The organism is Pseudomonas sp. LBUM1679 (assembly GCF_059695565.1).
The window spans coordinates 579,001-602,548 of record NZ_CP166774.1; the positions used below are offsets into that span (position 1 = coordinate 579,001).

Consider the following 23,548-nt stretch of genomic DNA (forward strand, 5'->3'; position numbering starts at 1 on the left):
ATGATGGCGCATACGGGTTGCGCCTTTAAAAATAAATGGTTTTACCTTCCGCGGTTTAGACGGTTGCACGCCCAATGAAAATGGGCTCGAAACAGTCGAAAGAACAATAAGGTAGCGACTTTTCTCAGAATAAAAAACCGATGGCACGGCCCTTGCTCTGAGCATTCAGAGAAGTCGCAGTGCCAACTAAAAAAACCATGGAGCACCACCTCATGTCCCAGACGTTTTACAAGAAAGGCTTTCTGGCCCTCGCAGTGGCAGCTGCGTTGGGTGTTTCTGCGTTTGCCCAGGCTGACGTAAAAATTGGTGTGGCGGGTCCAATGACAGGTGCCAACGCGGCATTTGGCGAGCAGTACATGAAGGGTGCACAAGCGGCGGCCGATGCGGTCAACGCGGCGGGCGGCGTCAACGGGGAAAAAATCGTCCTGGTCAAGGGCGATGACGCCTGCGAACCGAAACAGGCTGTGACAGTCGCCAAGGACCTGACCAACCAGAAAGTTGCGGGCGTGGTCGGTCACTTCTGCTCTTCGTCGACCATCCCGGCTTCCGAGATCTACGATGAAGCGGGCATCATTGCGATCACTCCCGGCTCCACCAACCCGGCGGTTACCGAGCGCGGCCTGAGTGCCATGTTCCGTATGTGCGGGCGTGACGACCAGCAAGGTATCGTGGCCGGCGACTACATTGTCGACGTGCTCAAGGGCAAGAAAGTCGTGGTCCTGCACGACAAGGATACCTACGGCCAAGGCCTGGCGGACGCTACCAAGGCCCAGCTGGAAAAACGCGGCGTGAAGCCGGTGTTGTATGAAGGCCTGACCCGTGGCGAGAAAGATTTCAGCACCATCGTCACCAAGATCCGCGGCGCTGGCGCCGACGTCGTCTACTTCGGTGGTCTGCACCCGGAAGCCGGTCCTCTGGTGCGTCAACTGCGTGAGCAAGGTCTCAAAGACGTCAAGTTCATGTCCGACGACGGCATCGTGACCGACGAACTGGTGACCACCGCTGGCGGTCCGCAATTCGTTGACGGCGTGCTGATGACCTTCGGTGCCGACCCACGCATGCTGCCAGAAAGCAAGACCGTAGTGGACGAGTTCCGCAAGAAAGGCACCGAGCCTGAAGGCTACACCCTGTACGCCTATGCTTCGGTCCAGACCCTGGCCGCAGCCTTCAATGGCGCCAAATCCAACAGTGGCGAGAAAGCCGCCGAGTGGCTGAAGAAAAACCCGGTCAAAACCGTGATGGGCGAGAAGACCTGGGACGCCAAGGGCGACCTGAAAGTCTCCGACTACGTGGTTTACCAGTGGGACAAGGACGGCAAATACCACCAGCTGGAAAAACAGAAGTGACATGACCTGCTGATCGGCCTGTGGCGAGGGAGCTTGCTCCCGCTGGACTGCGTAGCAGTCCTTTACAGGGACGCTTTGCGACCCAGCGGGAGCAAGCTCCCTCGCCACAGAAATAGCGTTCAACCTCAGCTGACTGGCATCAACCAGAAAGCCCGTCTGTCTTTTCTCGTAGAGCTGCACACAACCCTGTTGTACGGGTGGCTGAACCCCAGCCCGTCGCACCTGGCTTCTGTGCAGTCTCTCAAATGCGTGAGATTGCGTTATGGATGGTATTTTCCTGCAGCAACTGGTCAACGGCCTGACCCTCGGGTCGGTCTATGGCCTGATCGCCATCGGCTACACAATGGTCTATGGCATCATCGGCATGATCAACTTCGCCCACGGCGAGGTTTACATGATTTCCGCTTACCTCGCGGCAATCAGTCTGGCTCTGCTGGCATACTTCGGTATTGAATCCTTCCCCCTGCTGATGCTCGGCACACTGATCTTCACCATCATCGTCACGGCGGTGTATGGCTGGGTCATCGAGCGCGTCGCCTACAAACCGCTGCGCAACTCCACCCGACTGGCCCCGCTGATCAGCGCCATCGGTATTTCCCTGATCCTGCAGAACTATGCACAGATCGCCCAGGGTGCCCGCCAACAAGGCGTGCCGACACTGCTCACCGGTGCATGGCGAGTTGAAGTCGGGACCGGCTTCGTCCAGCTCACCTACACCAAGATCTTCATCCTGATCGCAGCGTTTGTCGGGATGGCCCTGCTGACCTACGTCATCAAGTACACCAAGCTCGGCCGCATGTGCCGCGCCACCCAGCAAGACCGCAAGATGGCCTCGATCCTGGGGATCAACACCGACCGGGTGATTTCCTACGTGTTCATCATCGGTGCCGCAATGGCGGCCCTGGCCGGTGTGCTGATCACCATGAACTACGGCACATTCGACTTCTACGCGGGCTTCATCATCGGTATCAAGGCGTTTACTGCCGCGGTGCTCGGCGGGATCGGCTCGCTGCCCGGGGCGATGCTCGGCGGGATCATCCTGGGGATCTCCGAGTCGCTGTTCTCCGGCTTGGTCAACTCGGACTACAAAGACGTCTTCAGCTTCTCGCTGCTCGTTCTCGTTCTGGTCTTTCGGCCCCAAGGCCTGCTCGGCCGTCCTCTTGTGTCGAAGGTGTAAACGATGTCTTCAACCACTAAAAAAACCATTGATCTCAAAAGAAGCCTGGTTGACGCGATTCTTGCCGGCCTTGTCGCCCTGATTGTGTTCGGCCCGATTGTCGGCGTGGTCCTCGACGGCTACGGCTTCAACCTGGAAACGACCCGGGTGGCATGGATTGTCGCCATCGTCATGGCGGGCCGCTTCGCCCTGAGCCTGTTCCTGCAAACCCCCAAGGGCCTGAGCATTCTCGAAGGCTTCGAAAGCACCGGCTCCGGGGTGCATGTACTGCCGCCTGACTACAAGTCCCGGTTGCGCTGGATCATTCCGGTGTTGATTGTCGTCGCCGTGGTGTTCCCGTTTTTCTCCAACTCCTACCTGCTGGGCGTGGTCATCCTCGGGCTGATCTACGTGCTGCTGGGCCTGGGGCTGAACATCGTGGTCGGCCTGGCCGGCCTGCTCGACCTGGGGTACGTGGCGTTCTACGCCATCGGTGCCTATGGACTGGCGCTCGGTTACCAATACCTGGGGCTGGGTTTCTGGACGGTGCTGCCACTGGCGGCGATCATTGCCGGCCTGGCCGGTTGCATCCTGGGTTTCCCGGTGCTGCGCCTGCACGGTGACTACCTGGCGATCGTGACCCTGGGCTTTGGTGAAATCATCCGCTTGATCCTCAATAACTGGCTGTCCCTGACCGGCGGCCCGAACGGCATGGCGGCGCCGTTGCCGACCTTTTTCGGCCTTGAGTTCGGTAAACGAGCGAAGGAGGGGGGTGTTCCGTTCCATGAGTTTTTCGGCATCGCCTATAACCCGGACGTGAAGTACTACTTCATTTATGCGGTGTTGTTCCTGGTTGTTTTGGCTGTGCTGTACGTCAAGCATCGCTTGACCCGCATGCCGGTCGGTCGCGCCTGGGAAGCCTTGCGCGAAGACGAAATCGCCTGCCGATCCATGGGCCTGAACCACGTATTGGTCAAGCTTTCCGCGTTCACCATCGGCGCATCGACGGCTGGCCTGGCTGGCGTGTTCTTCGCCACTTATCAAGGCTTCGTCAACCCGACCTCGTTCACCTTCTTCGAATCGGCACTGATCCTCGCCATCGTGGTACTCGGCGGCATGGGCTCGACCATCGGCGTGGTCATCGCCGCATTCGTGCTGACCGTGGCGCCGGAACTGTTGCGCGGCTTTGCCGAATACCGCGTATTGCTGTTCGGCATCCTGATGGTGTTGATGATGATCTGGCGACCGCGCGGCCTGATTCGGATCAGCCGTACCGGTGTGACCCCGCGTAAAGGTGCCATAGCGTATGAAAGAGGGCAGCGCCATGAGTGAAGTCGTGCTCCAAGTCGAGAAGCTGATGATGCACTTCGGCGGCATCAAGGCGTTGAGCGATGTCAGCCTGAAGGTGCACCGCAACTCGATCTTTGCCCTGATCGGCCCCAATGGCGCCGGCAAGACCACCGTGTTCAATTGCTTGACCGGGTTCTACAAGGCCTCCGGCGGCAAGATCGAACTCAATACCCGTGGCGAGCGCACCAACGTGATCCAGCTGTTGGGCGAATCGTTCAAAGCCGTCGATTTCGTTTCACCGAAAAACTTTATCAATCGGCTCCGCTACAAGATGTTCGGCGGTACCCACCTGGTTAACCGGGCGGGCTTGGCGCGCACGTTCCAGAACATTCGCCTGTTCAAGGAAATGTCGGTGCTGGAAAACCTGCTGGTTGCCCAGCACATGTGGGTCAATCGCAACCTGCTGGCCGGTATCCTCAACACCAAAGGCTATCGCAAGGCCGAAAGCGATGCACTGGACCACGCGTTCTACTGGCTGGAAGTGGTGGACCTGGTAGACTGCGCCAACCGTCTGGCCGGCGAACTGTCCTACGGGCAACAACGCCGCCTGGAAATCGCCCGTGCCATGTGCACCCGGCCGCAGATCATCTGCCTCGACGAACCGGCCGCCGGCCTCAACCCTCAGGAAACCGAAGCGCTGAGCGCGATGATCCGGCTGCTGCGTGACGAGCACGATCTGACCGTGGTGCTGATCGAACACGATATGGGCATGGTCATGAGCATTTCCGATCACATCGTGGTGCTGGACCACGGCATCGTCATCGCCGAGGGCGGGCCTGAAGCCATTCGCAACGATCCCAAGGTGATTGCCGCCTACCTGGGCGCCGACGAAGAGGAGGTGGTATGACTCAACCCATCCTCGAGCTCAAGGAACTGGACGTGTTTTACGGGCCGATCCAGGCCCTGAAGAAAGTCTCGCTGCAGATCAACGAAGGAGAAACCGTCAGCCTGATCGGCTCCAACGGCGCCGGCAAGTCGACCCTGCTGATGTCGATCTTCGGGCAGCCACGGGCGGCAAGCGGGGCGATCGTCTATCAAGGGGTGGACATCACCCACAAGTCGTCCCACTACATCGCCTCCCACGGCATTGCCCAGTCGCCGGAAGGTCGGCGGGTATTCCCCGACATGACAGTCGAGGAAAACCTGCTGATGGGCACCATCCCGATCGGTGACAAGTACGCCACCGAAGACATGCAGCGCATGTTCGAGCTGTTTCCACGGCTCAAGGAGCGGCGTACCCAGCGGGCTATGACGATGTCGGGTGGCGAGCAGCAAATGCTGGCCATCGCCCGGGCGCTGATGAGCCGGCCGAAATTGCTGTTGCTCGATGAACCGAGCCTGGGGTTGGCGCCGATCGTGGTGAAGCAGATTTTCGCCACCTTGCGGGAGCTGGCGAAGACCGGCATGACCATCTTCCTGGTCGAGCAGAACGCCAACCACGCCCTCAAGCTGTCGGACCGGGCCTATGTGATGGTCAACGGCGAGATCCGCATCACGGGCACCGGCAAGGAGCTGCTGGTCAACGAGGAGGTGCGTAACGCTTATCTCGGCGGGCACTAGACCGTTGAGTAAACAAACAACGCCCTGACGAACTCAGGGCGTTTTTTTATGCGTTTTGGATGGCTTGGTAAATCTGTTCACCGCTGTAACTGGTAGAACCCATAGGAGCGTAGGGAGCGTAGGAGGCGTAGGAGGCGTAGGAGCTGTCGAGTGAAACGAGGCTGCGATCTTTTGATCTACCTTTTTTAAAAGCAAAATCAAGAGATCGCAGCCTCGTTTCACTCGACAGCTCCTACAGAAAATCAAGGAAGTCACAAGCTAAAGCGAAATTGTGGAAAACAATATTCGCGACCTCTCAAAGCGCGACATAAAGCCGCTGCAAATAGTTGTTTTGTCACAGTTTTGACTTGTCCCCGTTTGCTGTGGAGCTGGCTGTGAATAACGTGGGAGTAGCTGGCTGAAAGCCTTTGAAAACGTGGCCTGTAGCGTTGTGGTTGTTTTTTGATCAGGCGTTTTTTTCGGACCGTAACCCGGTTTTGTCAACCTTTTTGTTGGCAGCAAAAACAAGTTGAAATGTGTACAGGCAGCCTGTGGATAAGTCTGTGGTTAAACTCTGGAAAGACTCCGCTGGAGGCCGTAGTTACTGGCTTGGCGCCATCGTCGATTTTACCCCGGATCGTGCAAAATGCCTTGGGGCTGCACGGCAGGACATCCAGGGTCAAGCAAAAAAATTTACAAACTGCTCGCCAAGCCTTGTACACAGCGGCTTTCAGCTTTTCCACTTGCCCCCGGAATGTGTGGATGGGGCTGTGGATAAGGTGCGCGCACATGGCTGTAAGCCACAGCGGGTAAGGCGTTCGTCGTGTTGATCGTTTTTTGCACAGAATCGCGATCGTGGAATGGTTGCCGGTAAGAGCGGGGCGGGGCATGCTGCCAGCTGATTTTGTATCCCAATGGCTGCCCGTCAGCCGAAGCAAGGAGAACACGATGTCTAACACCCTGTTTATTACCGGCGCGACCTCCGGTTTTGGTGAGGCCTGTGCCCGTCGTTTTGCCGACGCCGGCTGGAAACTGGTGCTGACAGGCCGTCGTGAAGAGCGCCTCAATGCCCTGTGCGCCGAGCTGTCGAAACAGACCGAGGTCCATGGCCTGGTGCTCGACGTGCGTGATCGCAAGGCCATGGAAGAGGCGATTGCCAATCTGCCGCCTTCGTTCGCCAAACTGCGCGGGTTGATCAACAACGCCGGCCTGGCCCTGGGGGTGGACCCGGCGCCCAAGTGCGACCTCGACGATTGGGACACCATGGTCGACACCAACATCAAAGGCTTGATGTACAGCACGCGCCTGCTGTTGCCGCGCCTGATCGCCCATGGCCGCGGTGCCAGCATCGTCAACCTCGGTTCCGTCGCCGGCAACTATCCGTACCCGGGCAGCCATGTGTATGGCGCTAGCAAGGCGTTCGTCAAACAGTTCTCCCTGAATCTGCGCTGCGACCTGCAAGGGACCGGCGTGCGCGTCAGCAACATCGAGCCGGGCATGTGCGAGAGCGAGTTTTCACTGGTGCGTTTCGCCGGTGACCAGGAGCGTTACAACGCGACCTACGCCGGTGCCGATCCGATCCAGCCACAAGACATCGCCGATACGATCTTCTGGGTACTCAACGCCCCGGCGCACATCAACATCAACAGCCTGGAGCTGATGCCGGTGAGCCAGACCTGGAGCGGGTTTGCGATTGAGCGTAATCCTGACAAGGCGTAAGACCAGGTAACGGCCCTTCGCGGGCAAGCCACGCTCCCACAGGTTTTGTGTTGAATCGCCTTTGCGCGAACGACACAAACCATGTGGGAGCGGGCTTGCCCGCGATTGCGATCTGTCAGTCAGCGCAGATAGTCGACCAGCCCGCGATAACAGGTCACCAGGTGATAAGGCGTGGTCGAAGGCATATCCTGACGACTCACTTCACCCAGCTCATCCCGACACTCATACCAGCCCTCTGCATGCAGATGGCGCTGCTGCAATGCCTGTAACTGCTGTAGCACCGCATTCTCGCTGCCCGGGCGCAGGGTCAGGGCGCGCAAGTACTCAGCCTGAGCCCAGATGCGTTGGGTGGCATCCTTGGAAAGCCCCTCCAGAGTGAGCATCGCCCGCACTGCGCCGGTCTGTTGATCGACGCCCAGTTGCTCGGTGAATGCGAAGGCGCGCTCCAGTGACGTGTGCAATGCCGAACCGCGCAGTAACGGCGAAGACTCCAGCAGGAAATACCACTCGAACTGATGCCCCGGTTCAAACCAGTTAGCCACAGCCCCCAGCGGTTTTTCCATCAACACATCGTGGTGCGGATCGATAAAACGCTCGTGCATGGCTGTACATAAATCAATGAGCGCGTGTTGCACGGCGTGGTCTTCGCGCACCGACAGCGTAGCGAGGAAGGCTTCGGCCAGGTGCATCAGAGGATTCTGCAGCGGTCCGGTGTTGAGCGATGACCAGTCACGATCAAGGCTGGCTTCGTACAGGCCGTCACCCGTGGCGAAATGCTGCGCAATCGCTTCCAGTGCCGCGTTGAGCACCGACTCCACCTGCGGTTCGCGAACTTTGTCCCAGTAATGGGCGCAGGCGAAGAGGATGAATGCGTGGGTGTAGAGGTCTTTGCGCTGATCCAGCGGCGCTCCTTGCGGGTCGATGCTATAGAACCAGCCGCCGTGCTCGGCGTCGTGAAAATGCTGTTGCAAGGAGTGGAACAACGCTGCGGCGCGCTCTTCGGCGGCCGGCACCTGACCGATCAGGCTTGAAAACAGATACAGCTGCCGTGCGCAGGCCATTGCCCGATAGCGTTGAGGAGGCAGCGGTTGATGACTGGCGTCCAGTGCTTCGTACGGCAGCGCCATACCGGGGTTCCAGCCGGGTCCTTGCCAGAGCGGCACGATCACGTCCAGAAAGTGCTGTTGCACCAGGGCGAACAGTGCGGTCAATTCAGGCTGGGAGGCGGAGCGGGGAACAGGTGGCATTGGCTGGCGTCGTCACGGCAGGTTGATTGCGCGACATGTTAGCAGGCCTGAGAGATGCGGTGTCTGTCAGACCGCTTTCGCGGGCAAGCCCGCTCCCACAGGTTATTCGTCGTCGACACAATTCCTGTGGGAGCGGGCTTGCCCCGGGCGGCGTTCCGACGATGGGGCCGGTTCAGGCGCTAGAGAATTAACCCGCCAGCAACCAGGCACCCGTCGCCGCCGAACCCGCACCCGCCAGTCGAACCAACGGTGCCGCTGCTTGAGGCAACACTCGAACCATCACATAACCCGCCGCATGCAAGGCCGCCGTCGCCACTACAAACCCCGCCGCATACGCCCAAGGACTCGACATGTCCGGCAACTCCAACCCATGCGCCACGCCATGGAACAGCGCGAACACCGCGGTCGCGCCCACCGCCAGGCTCAACGGCGGACGCACTGCCAAGGCTACCGCCAGACCCAGCGCCAACACCGATGCCGCAATCCCGCTTTCCAGCGCTGGCAGCTCCAGCCCTTCAAAGCCCAACAGTCCGCCGATCAGCATGGTGGCGACGAATGTGCAGGGCAAAACCCACCGCGCGGCGCCTTTCTGCTGCGCAGCCCACAGTCCGACTGCAACCATCGCCAGCAAATGATCGAGGCCTCCGATCGGATGGCTGATGCCAGCGATCAAACCGTTATCGCCATGACCCGGGTGGGCGAAGGCGACGGCCGGCGTCAGCAGCAGGGCCATGGCGCCCAGAATGCGTTTAAGTGTCATGGATAAGCTTCCTTGTTGATAACAGTTGAGCGAGATCAGGCCGCGGTCAGCAGGCCCTGGCGTTCGATGAAGGCGATGATTTCCTCCAGTCCCAAGCCGGTTTTCTGGTTACTGAACACAAACGGCTTGCCGTTACGCATGCGTTTGGTGTCGCTATCCATCAGTTCCAGCGACGCGCCTACCAGCGGCGCGAGATCGATTTTATTGATCACCAGCAGATCTGATTTGCAAATCCCCGGTCCGCCCTTGCGCGGTAGCTTGTCGCCAGCCGACACGTCGATCACGTAAATGGTCAGGTCGGACAGTTCCGGGCTGAACGTCGCCGAGAGGTTATCGCCCCCGGACTCAACCAGAATCAGGTCCAGCCCCGGAAAGCGACGGTTCAATTGATCCACGGCCTCCAGGTTGATCGAAGCGTCTTCGCGGATCGCCGTATGGGGGCAGCCGCCGGTTTCCACACCGATGATCCGCTCCGGCGCCAGGGCCTCATTGCGCACCAGAAAATCGGCGTCTTCGCGGGTGTAGATGTCGTTGGTCACCACCGCCAGGTTGTAGCGGTCGCGCAGGGCCAGGCACAGGGCCAGGGTCAGCGCGGTTTTGCCGGAACCGACCGGGCCGCCGATGCCGACACGCAGAGGTTGTGTGTTCATGTGATTCTCCAAATTAAAAGGCCCTAGGAACGGAACAGACGGCTGTACTGGCGCTCATGGGCCATGCACGCCAGCGACAGTCCGAAAGCGGCGCTGCCAAAGTGTTCGGGGTTGATTCGGGTGGCGTTTTGCTGGGCCTGTTGCAGCAGTGGCAGCAGTTCGCTGGTCAGGCGTTGCGCGGCTTGCTGGCCCAGGGGCAGGGTTTTCATCAACACGGCCAGTTGGTTTTCCAGCCAGCTCCAGAGCCATGCCGCCAGCGCGTCTTGCGCACTGATGTGCCAGGCGCGAGCGGCCAGCGCCCAACCGAGCGCCAAGTGCGGTTCTGGGTGTTGTTCAAGGAAGGCGCGGGCCGAGGTATCCAGTTCCGGCAAGCCATTGAGCAGTTGCTGCAGGGAATAACCCATTTGCCGGCTTTCCTGGTGCAGCTCGCGGGTTTCCCGGCTCGTGCGATGCTCCTCACAGCGCTGTAGCAGTTCGGCCCAGTTTTCCTCGGCCGCGGCCGTGCAATGGGCGAGCAGTAGCGGCGCTTCAAAGCGTGCCAGGTTCAGCAGCAGTTGATCGCTGATCCAGCGTCGCGCACTGTCGGGATCATTGACACGGCCGTTATCCACAGCCATTTCCAGGCCTTGGGAATAGCTGTAGCCACCAATCGGCAATTGCGGACTGGCCAGACGCAGCAGCGCCCAGGCCGGATTCATGGACGCACGCCGAACTGGTGCAGTTTCGGTGGGTAGTTGAACGCTTCGTCGCCATGGCGTGAGTGGTGATGGCCCCCGCCATAGGCACCGTGTTCCGGCTGAAACGGCGCTTCGCTGTTCTCGACCCTGGCCCCGAGTTGTTCGAGCATGGCCTTGAGCACATAGTCATCGAGCAGACGCAGCCAGCCATCCCCGACTTGCAGGGCCACGTGGCGGTTTCCCAGGTGATAGGCGGCGCGGGTCAGTTCGAAGGCATTGGCGCAGGTGACGTGCAGCAATTGCTCGGCTCGGGCGCGGACGCGAACGATGCGCCCGTCTTCGGCTTGCAGACATTCGCCGTCATACAACGGCGGTTGACCGCGCTCCAGAAACAATCCGACATCTTCACCCTCGGCACTGAAACAGCGCAGACGGCTTTTGCTCCGGGCTTCGAAGGTCAGGTGCAACTCGGCGGCCCAGACGGGTTGAGGGTCGATTCTGCGATGAATCACCAGCATCGGAAGGCTTCCAGCAATGAACAATAGTCAGGCTAGAGCAAGGGGCTTGCCAATGAAGCGATGTGTAGGAAATAGGCGTTGAAGCCTGTAGGACATTTGGCTGTGAAACAGAAAACTGAGTTAATTTGGTGCGAGGACGAGTGCGGTGCACCAATTTGCGCCGCACACAAAACTCGTCCACATACGGTCGGAGCTACTCGGACGTAGCTACTCGGTACTTCCGAGCCCCTGCCAATGCTTCAATCCGATAAAGATGAACCGCAGCTGCTGGGTAATCTTCGCCTGCGGTGTCAGGTGTTCGGGCAGCGCCTGCGCCGGCGGATCAATGATATCTGGCAAGGTCGCAAACACGCTCTTGACGATCAGATCGGCCATCACGCTGAGCGCAGCGATATCGAGGTGTTGCAGTTTCGGCATCAGCGACAGATCAGCGGCCAGGTCCGAGCTGATGTCTTCGCGCAAACGACCGATGGCCAGGCGCACCGGCAGCGAGCCACCGTATTGCTCGCGGGCCAGAAACAGGAATTGCGAACGATTGGCCGACACCACGTCGAGAAAGATTCGTACAGAGGCGTCGATGATGCCGCCCATGACGAACTCGTTGTGGCGCACCAGGCGGATGGTTTCGCGGAAGGTCTGACCGACTTCGCTGACCAGCACCAGGCCCAGTTCATCCATGTCGGCGAAATGCCGGTAGAAGCCGGTAGGAACGATGCCGGCGGTCCTCGCCACTTCGCGCAGGCTCAGGCTGCCGAATCCTCGGCCGCACTCCATCAAGTGGCGGGCAGCGTCCATCAGGGCGTTGCGGGTCTGTTGTTTCTGTTCGGCGCGGGGCAGCATCGCAAGGGTGTTTTTCTGGAGAGGGACAGCGGCGCACTCTAGCAAATAGGCTTTGCCGGCGTCGAACGTCTATCGGGGGATCTTGCGGGGAAGTACGGCGTGTATAAAGAGAAATGCCATAAAGTCAAAAGCCCAATCCGTGGATTGGGCTTTTTTTCAAGGCCGCCATGGGCTTAGCTCAAGGCGCTGTTGCGTTCGATGACGCGGTCACCACCACCTTCAGCCAGGGTTTGACCTTGTGGGGTGCGATCGGAGCCGTCAGCCGCCAGGGTTTGACCTTGTGGGGTGCGATCGGAGCCGTCAGCCGCCAGGGTTTGACCTTGTGGGGTGCGATCGGAGCCGTCAGCCGCCAGGGTCTGACCTTGTGGGGTGCGATCGGAACCGTCAGCCGCCAGGGTTTGACCTTGTGGGGTGCGATCGGAGCCGTCGGCAGCCAGGGTCTGACCTTGTGGAGTACGGTCCGAGCCATCCTGAGTGATCAGGCCTTTTTCTTTCAGGCGATCATTGCCACCTTCGGCAATGGTTTGACTGAACACAGAGTGGCTGGATTTGACTTGCGGAGTGGCCTGGTCAGCAGCCGGCAGGGCAAAAGCAGTGCTGGCCAGCATTGAGAGAGTAAGGCTAAGCAGTAATTGGCGTTTCATGATTGGATGCTCCGTAGGAGGGCGATAAAGTGGGTACGAGGGCAATGTTACTCTCGATAAGTCGATATAAAAGTTCATAAACGCAATGGTAATAATCAACGGAATTGATTGTTCGCTAAGAAGGCTCTAGAACGGGTGTTTCCGAAGGACCGTTTTGCACGGATGTGGGTATTTTCGACTCACATTCGCCACACAAACGTGCGTGTGCGGTAACGCTGGAGTGGAGGGTAAGCCCGCGATCGAGCGGCTATTTGTGTGCGGATCAATCTTTCTATTAAACCTGCGACCGTTTTTTCAGTCGTAGATTTCAGGGCAGGCCGCTTCTGGCCTAACGTTTCATACGTGCGTCGCAGTCAGGGCGCTCAGTCGTATCAGGAGCTCTGTGCAATGACGCGCACTCGTAAAATTCTACTCTGGACGGTCGCCAGCCTGGTTGTTCTGCTGGCCGTACTGGTTCTGGTCATCGCGTTCTTCGATTGGAACCGGATCAAACCGCCACTCAATGCCAAAGTGTCTGAAGAGCTGCACCGTCCGTTCGCCATCAATGGCAACCTGGCGGTCATCTGGCAGCGCGACCCCGACGAAGGTGGCTGGCGGGCCTGGGTACCGTGGCCGCATGTAGTGGCCGAGGACCTGAGCCTGGGCAACCCGGACTGGTCGAAGCAGCCGCAGATGGTCACCCTCAAACGCGTCGAACTGCGTATTTCACCTTTGGCCTTGCTGGCCCAACGCGTGGTGATCCCGCGCATCGACCTCACCGAACCCAATGCCGAGCTGCAGCGTCTGGCTGATGGCCGCGCCAACTGGGCATTCAAGTTCGATCCCAAGGATCGGGATGCCGAGCCTTCGAACTGGGTGGTAGACATTGGCGCGATCGGCTTTGACAAGGGCCACGTCACCCTCGACGACCAGAGCCTCAAGACACAACTTGACCTGATCATCGACCCGCTGGGCAAACCGATTCCATTTAGCGATATCGTCGGCGACAAGGCGGCGAAAACCGCGCAGGAGCAGGGCGCCACCCCCCAGGATTACGCGTTCGCCCTGAAGGTCAAAGGCCAATACCACAATCAGAGACTGGCAGGCGAAGGCAAGATTGGCGGCCTGCTGGCCTTGCAGGATGCGGCCAGGCCGTTTCCGCTCCAGGCCCAGGTCAAGATCGCCGACACCCGTGTCGAGCTGGCTGGCACCCTGACCGATCCGCTGAACCTCGGTGCGTTGGACTTACAGCTGAAACTGGCCGGTACCAGCCTCGGCAATCTCTACCCGTTGACCGGCGTGACCCTGCCGGATACGCCACCCTATGCCACCGACGGTCATTTGATCGCCAAGCTGCATGAGCCCGGTGGCGCCGTGTTCCGCTACGAAGCGTTCAACGGCAAGATCGGCGCGAGCGACATCCATGGCAGCCTGGCCTATGTCGCCAGCCAGCCACGGCCGAAACTCAGCGGCTCGCTGGTGTCCAATCAATTGCTGTTTGCCGACCTGGCGCCATTGATCGGCGCCGACTCGAACGCCAAGCAAAAAGCCCGTGGCGGCGAAAGCAAGCAACCGGCGGACAAAGTATTGCCGGTCGAAGCGTTCAAGACCGAGCGCTGGCGCGATATGGATGCCGACGTCGAATTCACCGGCAAACGCATCGTCCACAGCGAAAAACTGCCGTTCAACGACCTTTATACCCATGTGGTGCTGACCGACGGCGTGCTCAGCCTGGAACCGCTGCGCTTTGGTGTGGCCGGTGGCAAGCTGGATGCGCAGATTCGCCTGAACGGTCACACCGAGCCGTTGGAAGGCCGGGCTCAGCTCACTGCGCGCGGCTTCAAGCTCAAGCAATTGTTCCCGACGTTCGAACCGATGAAAACCAGTTTCGGTGAGCTCAATGGCGACGCCGACATCACTGGGCGTGGCAACTCGGTGGCCAAATTGCTGGGCAGCGCCAATGGCAACCTGAAGCTGCTGATCAACGACGGCGCCATCAGTCGCGAGTTGATGGAGCTGGCCGGGCTGAACGTCGGCAACTATGTGGTCGGCAAGATCTTCGGCGACAAGGAGGTGAAGATCAATTGCGCGGCGGCCGACTTTGACATCAAGACCGGTCTGGCGACCACGCGACTGTTCGTCTTCGATACCGAGAATGCCATCATCTACATCGATGGCACTGCAAACATGGCGACTGAGCAACTGGACCTGACCATTTCTCCGGAATCCAAGGGTTGGCGTTTGATCTCGTTGCGTTCGCCACTGTACGTGCGGGGCAAGTTCATCAAGCCGGATGCTGGCGTGAAAGCCGTACCGCTGTTACTGCGTGGTGCCGGGATGGTTGCGCTGGGTGTCATTGCCGCGCCAGCGGCAGGACTGCTGGCGTTAATAGCACCGAGTGGGGGCGAGCCTAACCAGTGTGCACCGTTGCTGGAGCAGATGAAGGCGGGCAAGGCGCCGAAAACGGTAAAAGGATAAAAAGGCTCAAGCAATGATCTGTAGCAGGCGTGATCGCTCGCTATAGATCGTTGCAGGAGGCATTTCCAAGGTCGCCAATCAGCAGATGTTCTGAAGTGCCTCGGGCGCAGGGTTCTATTAGTATTTTTAATATTAAACATAGAGGCGCGATGGCAGGGGTGGCTTGGTAATAACATGTCACGCATGAACGGTGGAAAGTACAGCTCGGGATGATAAGTTGTAGTGGTCGGCCATTCGGCTGATCCCGAATAATATTTACATGGAAGTTTATATGACTATTTTAGTACCCAATGCTGAAGAGAGCATGGCTTTTTTTGCCGGCGTACAACTCGCGCCGATGGTTAACAAACGAAACCAGATCAGATCCTTTGCCGCGCTGGACGGTGAGGAAGTTGCCAAATCTGATCTTCTAGTAGGTGATAATACACCGGTAGCGATTGGATTTACCGATAATCTTGACGAAGAAAAAAAGAGTGCGGCGGCGGACAGTATTCATTTTGCTGAGCGCTATGCTGATACATACTCCGATAGGAAAAAGTTACCTATTGAATGGCACACGAAATACGCTGAGGCATTGAAACATTGTGGCTGGTCGCTGACTAATTCCAAGTATCAGGAACAGGAGGTCAAGCAAACGAATATCACAATGGATTCCATCGTTCTGGGTCTGGTCAAGGCGGTTGCTGGCCGGAACGCACCGGCGATGCTGGAATTATTGGGAGGCGCTTTTGAAAAAATGAAATCCGATGACGAGCTTGTCACTTTATTCGACAGTAATAGCAAAAGCGGCAGCGACACAGACTTTAGGATCCTGCCCTGTCTGCAAACTCCCGGAGGGACAGCAATTGCTGCCTTCGTGGCTGTCGATTGTAAACTTTCAACGTCGCAGGGCGGAGCCTGGTTTTGGAAGTGGAATTTGTCAAATTTGAAAATGAAAAGAGTCGCTACTGTGATGGAACTCAATTTGCGCATGCATGAGCGCAAGAAGGATCAAATCATGGCGCTCCTTGATATCAGTTCGGACGAATTTTTCAAAGGTATCAAGCTCAAGTGATAGAAGCGCTATTGGGCTGCGGGGTGAGCAGCTCGGTTTAAAATAGGCGGTTTGGAGAGCTAGTATGATCAAGGATGATGTTGTTGTAGTGGCGGGTAATGTGTTGTCCGTTTCAAGCGATGTTGTTGATCCTTGGAGAAAAGAGGTGATCAGCTCGCTGATGTTCTCTCGGTTGCATGCAAATTCACAAGCTGACAGGTTTGCCGAAGCGCAGCAATGGTATAAAGATTACGATAATGCCTTGGGGCGCTTGAGGTGGGAGCTTCGAGCTAGTAAGAGTAATGATTTTGAGCCAATGGATGGCAGCATCATCGTGGTGAAAGATCTGATTAGAACCCAATTGGTGGATGTTCTAAGCTCAGCTCAAGCTGAGCAGTTTGAGCGACTGATGCGCAGTATTGAACTCGCCTCGAGCGCGGAGATGCTCGCCGCGCAGGTTGGGGAGCATGCAGTGGTCAAGGTGGCTGTGCATGACATTCATGAGGCTTCATGTTTGGCCCTACAGCTGAGTTTGGTGGGGCAGGGGCCCGTCATTTGCTCGGTGTTTGTTCGCTTTGACACCACTCAAGAGGTTGATTTTGATTTTTTCAATCAGAATTTCATGAGTGAACATATTGCAGGCAAGGTCAGTGTGGACGTTTCGCTGCGAGTGCTTAACAAAGTGAGTTATGAAAAAAGTCGAATGCGAGAGATTATTGCAAGCAAACTTCCTGAAGCAGAAGGGCTCGCAGATGCTTGATCTCTCTGAATAACTGTTTTTTTGGTTATTTATTGCCGAGCACTATTTGCCCTTGCTTTACCTGTCAGAGGTTGGGGCTTCGCAATAACCCAACCTCTTACGTGCCTCGACCTGAATTCAGTACGGTGATATGGAATGACAGGGTTACAATTTGTTGTCGGACTTTTAATGATTTGCTTTTGTTTCTTTGGTTTTCTGTTGTCATGAATGGGAGCGGCCTTACTGCGTTACTTGTGCGCAATAAGGCTGCTTTTTTCGTTATAGATCTTTCAGGATATCGGCCATGTCATCCGCATGCACTTCTTCCTGAGCCAGGATGTCTTCGAAGATACGGCGGGTAGTAGGGGCTTGTTTGCCAATGTACTGAATGATCTCGCGGTAGCTGTCGATGGCGATGCGCTCGACGACCAGGTCTTCGCAGTAGTTGCATTCGCGCGTCGTTGGTGTGCGGGGCATGATGGCCCATTCTGAAAAGCCCATGGTGCTGTATTACACCAAGGCCTTCTCGTGTGCCGTTTGGCTTGTTTGGGTTAGGGGGCGGGGGGAGTTCGAAAGGTGGGCCGCTGGTGGTTGGAAAACGATTATGTTGCCGCTGGCAAAAGTAAGCGTCGGTTTCATGTTTTGAGAGGGCTTGAACAAAGACTGATAAGTGCTGGCAATTGAAATCGGCTGTGGCTGGCCGATTTCAATTGATCCATTAGCTATATGCCATGAATTAGATGTCGAAGTCGGGCAGGTCTTGAATATATTTTTTGGCGGAGGAATCGTATTTCTCAACAAGGGTGCCACGAATTTTGGAGAATATTGTATTATCCAGATAAGTAAGCACCGCACCGCTTTTTACCGTCGTCGACCGTTCAGTCGACTTCCAGGACAGGACGTCGGTTATGTGTTCGCGGGATTCAATGATGACGCAGTTGACCAGCATAGTCGGTTGCCCACGGTCATCAAGCCAGACTGACCCGAGGTCGAATTTCCCCTTTTTCTTCGCTTCCCTCTTGGAGTGAAAGGCTTCGAGAGCTTCAGGTGTGTTGTTAGCGAGCATCACTGCCTGTTTGGAACAGGCCGCGATGACATCAGCCTTGTCGCCAATCAGAGCATTCGAGAGTTTCTGGCTCAAGTTATCAATGGTCAGTCCGACTTCCTGAATAACCTTGGTGTCGATGTCTTTGGTCTGCAGTACCCAGCCTAAATTCCCCAGGCCGTTAGTGTAGTATTGATACCACTCATAGAGTTGTTCGTCGGCCGGAAATTTTTTGTCGGCAGCGTGTCGCATGATCAGTTTGCAGAGGTTTACATCATCCAGGATCTGTTTTGATACACCTGGAACTCGTGCAGTTATAGTGTCAAAAAAAACACTCGCGGATGCCTTCGCGACACTGTGTGTCAATTTGGGTCTGGGCTTGGAGCTGAACATGGATCGTTGCGCAGGTAATGCAAGTGTTGGTAATGAATTAATAAAATCGATGCGTTCTTCCATATACATTGCGGTATTCCTTTACGCTGCATTTAAACAACCGATTAGTTGTTTGTTTCGAGTATAAAAGAATGCCGGGTGCTGTCTATTTTGCTTTTGTTTCTTCGGTTTTCCAGCGTGATGAAATTTGGTGCAGCCTTATCGCGTTATTTTTGCGCAATAAGGCTGCGTTTGCGCTATAGATCTTTCAGAATATCGGCCATGTCATCCGCATGCTCTTCTTCCTGGGCCAGGATGTCTTCGAAGATACGCCGGGTAGTAGGGTCTTGTTCGCCGATGTACTGGATGATCTCGCGGTAGCTGTCGATGGCGATGCGCTCGGCGACCAGGTCTTCGTAGACCATTTCCTTGAGCGAATTGCCGGCCACGTACTGGGCGTGGGAGTTTTTCGACAGCAGGTCGGGGTTGAACTCGGGTTCACCACCCAGCTGCACGATGCGTTCGGCCAGACGGTCGGCGTGTTGGGCTTCCTGGGTCGCGTGCTCGAGGAATTCGTCGGCGGCGACCTGGGCCTTGAGCCCGTTGGCCATGAAGTAGTGGCGCTTGTAGCGCAACACGCAGACCAGTTCGGTGGCAAGCGATTCGTTGAGCAAGCGCAGGACTTCTTCACGGTCGGCGCTGTAGCTTTCGGTCACTGCGCCGTTTTCGACGTTCTTGCGGGCACGTTCGCGCAGGGTGGTTACATCAGACAAATGCATGTCGCTCATCTCGATCTCCTGGAGGCTAATCCGGTTTGCGTCACGCCTCTGAGGACGTGATCGCTACTTAAGGTGTGAGTGACGGGCGCGGCGAAAAGTTTTATGCAAATGATCAATCGCAAAAAATCGAAGCGGGCGGATGTCATAGACTGGTCGTCGAGTTGTCACCTTCGATGTCGAAGCTTGGCGGATGTATTGCATCGCGCCTTGCTTCATTTCACCGATCACAAGGATGTTTGCCCATGTCGCAAGGTTCTGCCACGCGCTATCCGTTGGTCCTGGTTCCGGGAATGCTCGGGTTTATCCGCCTGCTGCTCTATCCGTACTGGTACGGGATTGTTTCGGCGCTGCGCCGGGATGGGGCGACGGTGATTGCGGTGCAGGTCTCGCCGCTCAACTCGACCGAGGTGCGCGGTGAGCAATTGCTGGCGCGGATCGAGGAGATTGTGCGGGAGACCGGGGCTGAGAAAGTCAACCTGATCGGCCATAGCCAGGGCTCGCTCACCGCCCGTTATGCCGCCGCCAAACGCCCGGATCGAGTCGCCTCGGTCACGTCGGTGGCCGGGCCCAATCACGGTTCGGAGCTGGCGGATTACCTGCACAAACATTACCCGGCAGACAGCGCCAAGGGTCGCCTGCTCGGTGTTTTGCTGCGGCTGATCGGCGCGTTGATGAGCCTGCTGGAAACCGGCTATCGCGGGCCGAAACTGCCAGTGGATGTCCCGGCCTCGCATCAATCGCTGACCACTGAAGGCGTGGCGCTGTTCAATCAGCGTTATCCACAGGGGTTGCCGCTAACCTGGGGCGGGCAGGGGCCGGAAGAGGTCAACGGCGTGCGTTATTACTCCTGGTCCGGGACCTTGCAACCGGGGAAAACCGATCGGGGGCGCAATCTGTTTGACGGGACTAACCGCAGTTGCCGGTTATTTGCCAGGACCTTCGTGCGCGAAGTCGGGCATTGCGACGGGATGGTCGGGCGGTACAGCTCGCACCTCGGGACGGTGATTGGCGATGAGTACCCGCTGGATCACTTCGACATCGTCAATCAATCGCTGGGATTGGTCGGCAAAGGGGCGGATCCGGTACGGTTGTTTGTCGAGCATGCGGCGCGGCTGAAAGCGGCCGGGGTTTAGCAGGTCGACCGAGTCATCGTTCATCGCGGGCAAGCCCGCTCCCACAGGGACCGCGCGTGACTTGTGGGAGCGGGCTTGCCCGCGATGGCGCCAGATCAGGCAATGCTGACCTTACGGCCCAACACGGTGGTCCAACGTTCCGACAGAATCACCCCACCCAAGGTCAACACCCCACCCACCAGGTGATATGTCGCCAATTGCTCGTGCAGCACCACCGCCGCAATCAACGCCGTGATCAACGGCAGCAGATTGAAAAACAGCGTAGTCCGGCTCGGTCCCAGGCGTACCACGGCCTGCATCCACGCCAGTGGCGCAATCATCGAGGCGAGCAGGCAGGCATATAACACCAGCGGAATGTTATGCAGAGTCAGGCCGATTTTCGGCGAGGCGAGGAACAGCGGAAACAGCACCACCACCGCCACCAGCACCTGCAAATACAGCAAGACCAGCGGCGGCAAGCGCAATTGCCACTTTTTCAGCAGGGTGCTGTAGATCGCATAGGCCAGGGTGGCGATCAGCATCATCGCGTCGCCCAGATTGACGCCGTGTTCCAGCAAGGCTCCGAGGCTGCCGGAGGAGATCACCACCAGCACACCGGCAAACGACAGCACCGCACCCGCCAATGCCCCGGCAGTCAGGCGCTGGCCCAGGCTGAAGATGGCCATGGCCAGTGACATCAGCGGCATCAGTGACAGGATGATCCCCATGTTTGTGGCCGAGGTCAGCGTCGCGGCGAAATACGCCAGGCTTTGATAGACCGCCATGCCCAGCACGCCGAGGATGAAGATCTTGCCCAGATTCGGGCGGATCGCCGGCCAATGGGTGATTACCGGTTTGAGCATGAACGGCGTGAACAGGATCCCGGCCAGCAGCCAGCGGTAGAAGCCGATCTCGGCGGGGAAGATCGCTCCGGCCGACATTTTGGTGATCACGGTGTTGCCGGCCCAGATGAAAATGGCCAGCAGGGGATAAGCGTATTGCATTGGGAAAAACCAGAACGTTAATGAGGGGTGATTATCGCCTGTCTGGATTCATGGCTATACTGCGATCCAGACAACCTGCCACTGATTCCGGACAGCATGAACAGTAAACACATTGATCTGCTGGATTTCAGCGTGCTACCAGCCCCGGTCTATTTCCGCTACGCCGACTTCGACTCCCACGAGTACGCCTTGGCCCACCGTCATCCGTGGGGTACCCTCGAGTATTCGGCCAACGGTGTCATGCACATGGAGATCGGCTGCACCCGCTTCATGTCACCCCCGCAGTACGCAGTGTGGGTGCCGCCGCAGATCGAGCACAGTTTCTACATCAATCAGCCGATCAACTACCGCGCGGTCTGTCTGGCACCCCTGCTGTGTCGTGATCTGCCACAACAGGCCTGCACCCTGGCGATCAGCGATATTTTGAAGGCGATTCTCAAGGACTTCGCCGCGCGGGATGTGAAGATTCCCGAGTGTGACGCCGACAAACGTCTGGCTCAGGTGCTGGTGGATCAACTGCAACTGGCACCGGTGCATGAGTGCTATTTGCCCTACGCCAGCAGCCCGGGGTTGCTCGGCATTCTGGAAGCCATGCACGCCGAACCTGGAGATCATCGCCCCCTTGCAGACTGGGCCGCGCAAATCCATGTCAGTGAACGCACGCTGGCGCGGCAGTTCGTGCGCGAGTTGGGCATGAGTTTTGGCGAGTGGCGCCAGCGGTTGCGGTTTCTGGCGGCGATTGAAGCGCTGGACAGCCATCGCAGCATTCAGGAAATCGCTTTCGATATGGGCTACAGCACTGGGTCGGCGTTTATCGCGATGTTTCAACGCCAGTCCGGATGCACGCCGGAACAGTATCGACGCAGCCACCTGGAGAGCCGATGAAGGTGTAACAGGAGTTGTCTACACTGCAGAACGAGGCCGCGCCCCTCGCTGCGGCAACAAGGAGAAAACTCCATGAAGATGTTGCATGTCCCTTTGTTGATGATCGGTGTACTGATGTGCGCCCAGGGTTTCGCCGCCACTGACCAACAGAACAAGATGACCACCTGCAACGCCGGCGCCACCGCAAAGAGCCTCAAGGGCGATGAGCGCAAGGCCTTCATGAGCACTTGCCTCAAAGCTGCGCCGGCAGCGGAGGCCGCCAAACCCATGACTCCCCAGCAAGAAAAGATGAAAACCTGCAACGCCGATGCCGCGACCCAGGCGCTCAAGGGCGATGCGCGCAAGGCGTTCATGAGTGAGTGCCTGAAGAAAAAATAAGTCATCGGCTAGGGGCGAGATATGTGCGGTGACCATGCTGGCCTCATCGCGGGCAAGCCGGATCGCCGCACCGCCGCTCCCACAGGTATCTGTGCTGCACAAAGAATGTGCAGGCATCGAGATCCCTGTGGGAGCTTGCCCGCGATGAGGCCTGAAAGAACGCTGAAAGTCCGACAATGGTCGACCTACACAATCCCTAGTGCTGTCACCGGAACGCTGGCAGACTGCCAATCCTTTTACGCCGTTCGTTTTGAGGCTGTATGCCAACGTTTTCTCAACGCCAAGTCTTGCTGATAATCAGTTGGGTCATCATCTTTGGTGGTTTGCTGCTGGTGATCCCGTTGCGACTGCTGCCCAGCCTGCTGGCCGGGCTGCTGGTGTTCGAACTGGTCAACATGCTCACCCCGCAGTTACAGCGGCTGATCGAAGGCCGGCGCGCGCGCTGGCTGGCGGTGGCGTTGCTGGGCACATTAGTGGTGAGTGTGCTGGCGTTGATCTTTGCCGGCGCCATCAGCTTTCTGCTGCACGAGGCGGAAAACCCCGGCGCTTCCCTCGACAAATTCATGGGCGTGGTCGACCGGGCGCGCGGGCAACTGCCGCCGTTCATCGATGCCTATTTGCCTGCCAGTGCCGCCGAATTCCGTGTGGCGATCGGCGAGTGGATGAGCAAGCACCTGAGTGATTTGCAACTGGTGGGCAAGGACGCGGCGCACATGTTCGTGACGCTGCTGATCGGCATGGTGCTGGGGGCGATCATTGCCTTGCAGCGGGTGCCGGACGTGACCAAGCGCAAGCCTTTGGCCGCCGCCCTGTTCGATCGTTTGCACCTGCTGGTCCAGGCGTTTCGCAACATCGTGTTCGCCCAGATCAAGATATCCCTGCTCAATACCTTCTTTACCGGGATTTTTCTGGCGGTGGTCCTGCCGATGTTCGGCATCAAGCTGCCGCTGACCAAGACCCTGATCGTGCTGACCTTTCTGCTCGGCTTGTTGCCGGTGATCGGCAACCTGATGTCGAATACCCTGATCACGATTGTCGGTTTGTCGCTGTCGATCTGGGTGGCGGTGGCGGCGCTGGGTTACCTGATCGTTATCCACAAGCTCGAATACTTCCTCAATGCGCGCATTGTTGGCGGGCAGATCAGTGCCAAGTCGTGGGAGTTGCTGCTGGCAATGCTGGTGTTCGAGGCCGCGTTCGGCCTGCCGGGGGTGGTGGCGGGGCCGATTTATTATGCGTATCTGAAGAGTGAGTTGAAGCAGGTGGGGATGGTTTGATACCAGAGAGATGTATCGCCTGAT

23 protein-coding genes and 1 pseudogene are annotated in these 23,548 nt (G+C 57.7%); 13 read left to right on the top strand and 11 right to left on the bottom strand.

The annotated features are described in order from the left end of the window. Window positions 1-212: 212 nt before the first annotated feature. From ACA062_RS02580 to ACA062_RS02605, 6 genes are all read left to right on the top strand, one after another. A complete protein-coding gene (locus tag ACA062_RS02580; protein WP_497455090.1) occupies window positions 213-1,346 on the top strand; it encodes a branched-chain amino acid ABC transporter substrate-binding protein in 1,134 nt (377 codons plus the stop codon). A gap of 262 nt (window positions 1,347-1,608) precedes the next feature. Further along, window positions 1,609-2,523, top strand: a complete 915-nt coding sequence (locus ACA062_RS02585) for an ABC transporter permease subunit (protein ID WP_497455091.1) — start codon at window positions 1,609-1,611, stop codon at window positions 2,521-2,523. Between the two features lie 3 nt (window positions 2,524-2,526). Continuing rightward, window positions 2,527-3,834, top strand: a complete 1,308-nt coding sequence (gene livM / locus ACA062_RS02590; protein WP_497455092.1) for a high-affinity branched-chain amino acid ABC transporter permease LivM — start codon at window positions 2,527-2,529, stop codon at window positions 3,832-3,834. After that, window positions 3,827-4,699: an ABC transporter ATP-binding protein gene (locus ACA062_RS02595; protein ID WP_497455093.1), complete on the top strand. Its 873-nt coding sequence runs from the start codon at window positions 3,827-3,829 to the stop codon at window positions 4,697-4,699. The genes livM and ACA062_RS02595 overlap by 8 nt, the downstream gene beginning before the upstream one ends. Continuing rightward, the gene (locus ACA062_RS02600; protein WP_497455094.1) at window positions 4,696-5,412 is read left to right on the top strand and encodes an ABC transporter ATP-binding protein; all 717 of its coding nucleotides are present in this window, start codon (window positions 4,696-4,698) and stop codon (window positions 5,410-5,412) included. The genes ACA062_RS02595 and ACA062_RS02600 overlap by 4 nt, the downstream gene beginning before the upstream one ends. A gap of 927 nt (window positions 5,413-6,339) precedes the next feature. Further along, the gene (locus tag ACA062_RS02605) at window positions 6,340-7,110 is read left to right on the top strand and encodes an SDR family oxidoreductase (protein WP_497455095.1); all 771 of its coding nucleotides are present in this window, start codon (window positions 6,340-6,342) and stop codon (window positions 7,108-7,110) included. A gap of 119 nt (window positions 7,111-7,229) precedes the next feature. Here ACA062_RS02605 and ACA062_RS02610 read toward each other — a convergent pair whose 3' ends face one another. The 7 genes from ACA062_RS02610 to ACA062_RS02640 form a co-directional block, all read right to left on the bottom strand. Then, a complete protein-coding gene (locus tag ACA062_RS02610; RefSeq protein WP_497455096.1) occupies window positions 7,230-8,357 on the bottom strand; it encodes an AGE family epimerase/isomerase in 1,128 nt (375 codons plus the stop codon). 187 nt (window positions 8,358-8,544) lie between these two features. Continuing rightward, the gene (locus ACA062_RS02615) at window positions 8,545-9,117 is read right to left on the bottom strand and encodes a HupE/UreJ family protein (protein WP_497455097.1); all 573 of its coding nucleotides are present in this window, start codon (window positions 9,115-9,117) and stop codon (window positions 8,545-8,547) included. A gap of 35 nt (window positions 9,118-9,152) precedes the next feature. Then, entirely contained in the window at window positions 9,153-9,767 is a 615-nt protein-coding gene (gene ureG, locus ACA062_RS02620; RefSeq protein ID WP_008157381.1) for an urease accessory protein UreG, read from the bottom strand. A 23-nt stretch (window positions 9,768-9,790) separates the two neighbouring features. After that, a complete protein-coding gene (locus ACA062_RS02625) occupies window positions 9,791-10,465 on the bottom strand; it encodes an urease accessory protein UreF (protein WP_497455098.1) in 675 nt (224 codons plus the stop codon). Continuing rightward, window positions 10,462-10,962, bottom strand: coding sequence for an urease accessory protein UreE (gene ureE, locus ACA062_RS02630; RefSeq protein ID WP_497455099.1), 501 nt, complete (start codon window positions 10,960-10,962; stop codon window positions 10,462-10,464). Before ureE ends, ACA062_RS02625 begins: the two co-directional genes overlap by 4 nt. Window positions 10,963-11,169: 207 nt before the next feature. Beyond that, the gene (locus ACA062_RS02635) at window positions 11,170-11,802 is read right to left on the bottom strand and encodes a TetR family transcriptional regulator (RefSeq protein WP_497441996.1); all 633 of its coding nucleotides are present in this window, start codon (window positions 11,800-11,802) and stop codon (window positions 11,170-11,172) included. A gap of 173 nt (window positions 11,803-11,975) precedes the next feature. After that, window positions 11,976-12,446: a hypothetical protein gene (locus ACA062_RS02640; RefSeq protein ID WP_497455100.1), complete on the bottom strand. Its 471-nt coding sequence runs from the start codon at window positions 12,444-12,446 to the stop codon at window positions 11,976-11,978. 387 nt (window positions 12,447-12,833) lie between these two features. Here ACA062_RS02640 and ACA062_RS02645 point away from each other — a divergent pair, with 387 nt between their 5' ends. The 3 genes from ACA062_RS02645 (at window position 12,834) to ACA062_RS02655 (ending at window position 16,696) form a co-directional block, all read left to right on the top strand. Further along, window positions 12,834-14,903 (top strand): AsmA family protein, encoded by a 2,070-nt coding sequence (locus ACA062_RS02645; RefSeq protein ID WP_497455101.1) that lies wholly within the window; start codon window positions 12,834-12,836, stop codon window positions 14,901-14,903. Window positions 14,904-15,174: 271 nt separating this feature from the next. Beyond that, complete coding sequence (locus ACA062_RS02650; RefSeq protein ID WP_497455102.1) at window positions 15,175-15,957, top strand: hypothetical protein; 783 nt, start codon at window positions 15,175-15,177, stop codon at window positions 15,955-15,957. 64 nt (window positions 15,958-16,021) lie between these two features. Then, window positions 16,022-16,696 (top strand): hypothetical protein, encoded by a 675-nt coding sequence (locus ACA062_RS02655; protein WP_497455103.1) that lies wholly within the window; start codon window positions 16,022-16,024, stop codon window positions 16,694-16,696. Window positions 16,697-16,954: 258 nt separating this feature from the next. Here the strand turns inward: ACA062_RS02655 and ACA062_RS02660 are convergent. From ACA062_RS02660 to ACA062_RS02670, 3 genes and pseudogenes are all read right to left on the bottom strand, one after another. Further along, a pseudogene (locus ACA062_RS02660) lies at window positions 16,955-17,113 on the bottom strand (ferritin-like domain-containing protein); the annotation flags it as partial. 298 nt (window positions 17,114-17,411) lie between these two features. After that, a complete protein-coding gene (locus tag ACA062_RS02665) occupies window positions 17,412-18,182 on the bottom strand; it encodes a hypothetical protein (protein ID WP_497455104.1) in 771 nt (256 codons plus the stop codon). A 167-nt stretch (window positions 18,183-18,349) separates the two neighbouring features. Next, on the bottom strand, window positions 18,350-18,880 hold the full coding sequence (locus ACA062_RS02670) for a ferritin-like domain-containing protein (protein ID WP_150763626.1): 531 nt from the start codon (window positions 18,878-18,880) through the stop codon (window positions 18,350-18,352). Between the two features lie 233 nt (window positions 18,881-19,113). On the opposite strand from ACA062_RS02670, the gene ACA062_RS02675 reads away from it, so the two are divergent. Beyond that, window positions 19,114-20,004, top strand: coding sequence for an esterase/lipase family protein (locus ACA062_RS02675; RefSeq protein WP_497455105.1), 891 nt, complete (start codon window positions 19,114-19,116; stop codon window positions 20,002-20,004). A 95-nt stretch (window positions 20,005-20,099) separates the two neighbouring features. Here ACA062_RS02675 and ACA062_RS02680 read toward each other — a convergent pair whose 3' ends face one another. Then, window positions 20,100-20,987, bottom strand: a complete 888-nt coding sequence (locus ACA062_RS02680; RefSeq protein ID WP_497455106.1) for a DMT family transporter — start codon at window positions 20,985-20,987, stop codon at window positions 20,100-20,102. 96 nt (window positions 20,988-21,083) lie between these two features. Here ACA062_RS02680 and ACA062_RS02685 point away from each other — a divergent pair, with 96 nt between their 5' ends. The 3 genes from ACA062_RS02685 to ACA062_RS02695 all read left to right on the top strand — a co-directional run bounded on the left by ACA062_RS02685 (window position 21,084) and on the right by ACA062_RS02695 (window position 23,524). Continuing rightward, window positions 21,084-21,872: an AraC family transcriptional regulator gene (locus ACA062_RS02685; protein ID WP_497455107.1), complete on the top strand. Its 789-nt coding sequence runs from the start codon at window positions 21,084-21,086 to the stop codon at window positions 21,870-21,872. Between the two features lie 72 nt (window positions 21,873-21,944). Then, a complete protein-coding gene (locus ACA062_RS02690; RefSeq protein ID WP_497455108.1) occupies window positions 21,945-22,250 on the top strand; it encodes a PsiF family protein in 306 nt (101 codons plus the stop codon). Window positions 22,251-22,510: 260 nt separating this feature from the next. After that, the gene (locus tag ACA062_RS02695; RefSeq protein ID WP_128874339.1) at window positions 22,511-23,524 is read left to right on the top strand and encodes an AI-2E family transporter; all 1,014 of its coding nucleotides are present in this window, start codon (window positions 22,511-22,513) and stop codon (window positions 23,522-23,524) included. Window positions 23,525-23,548: the final 24 nt, after the last annotated feature.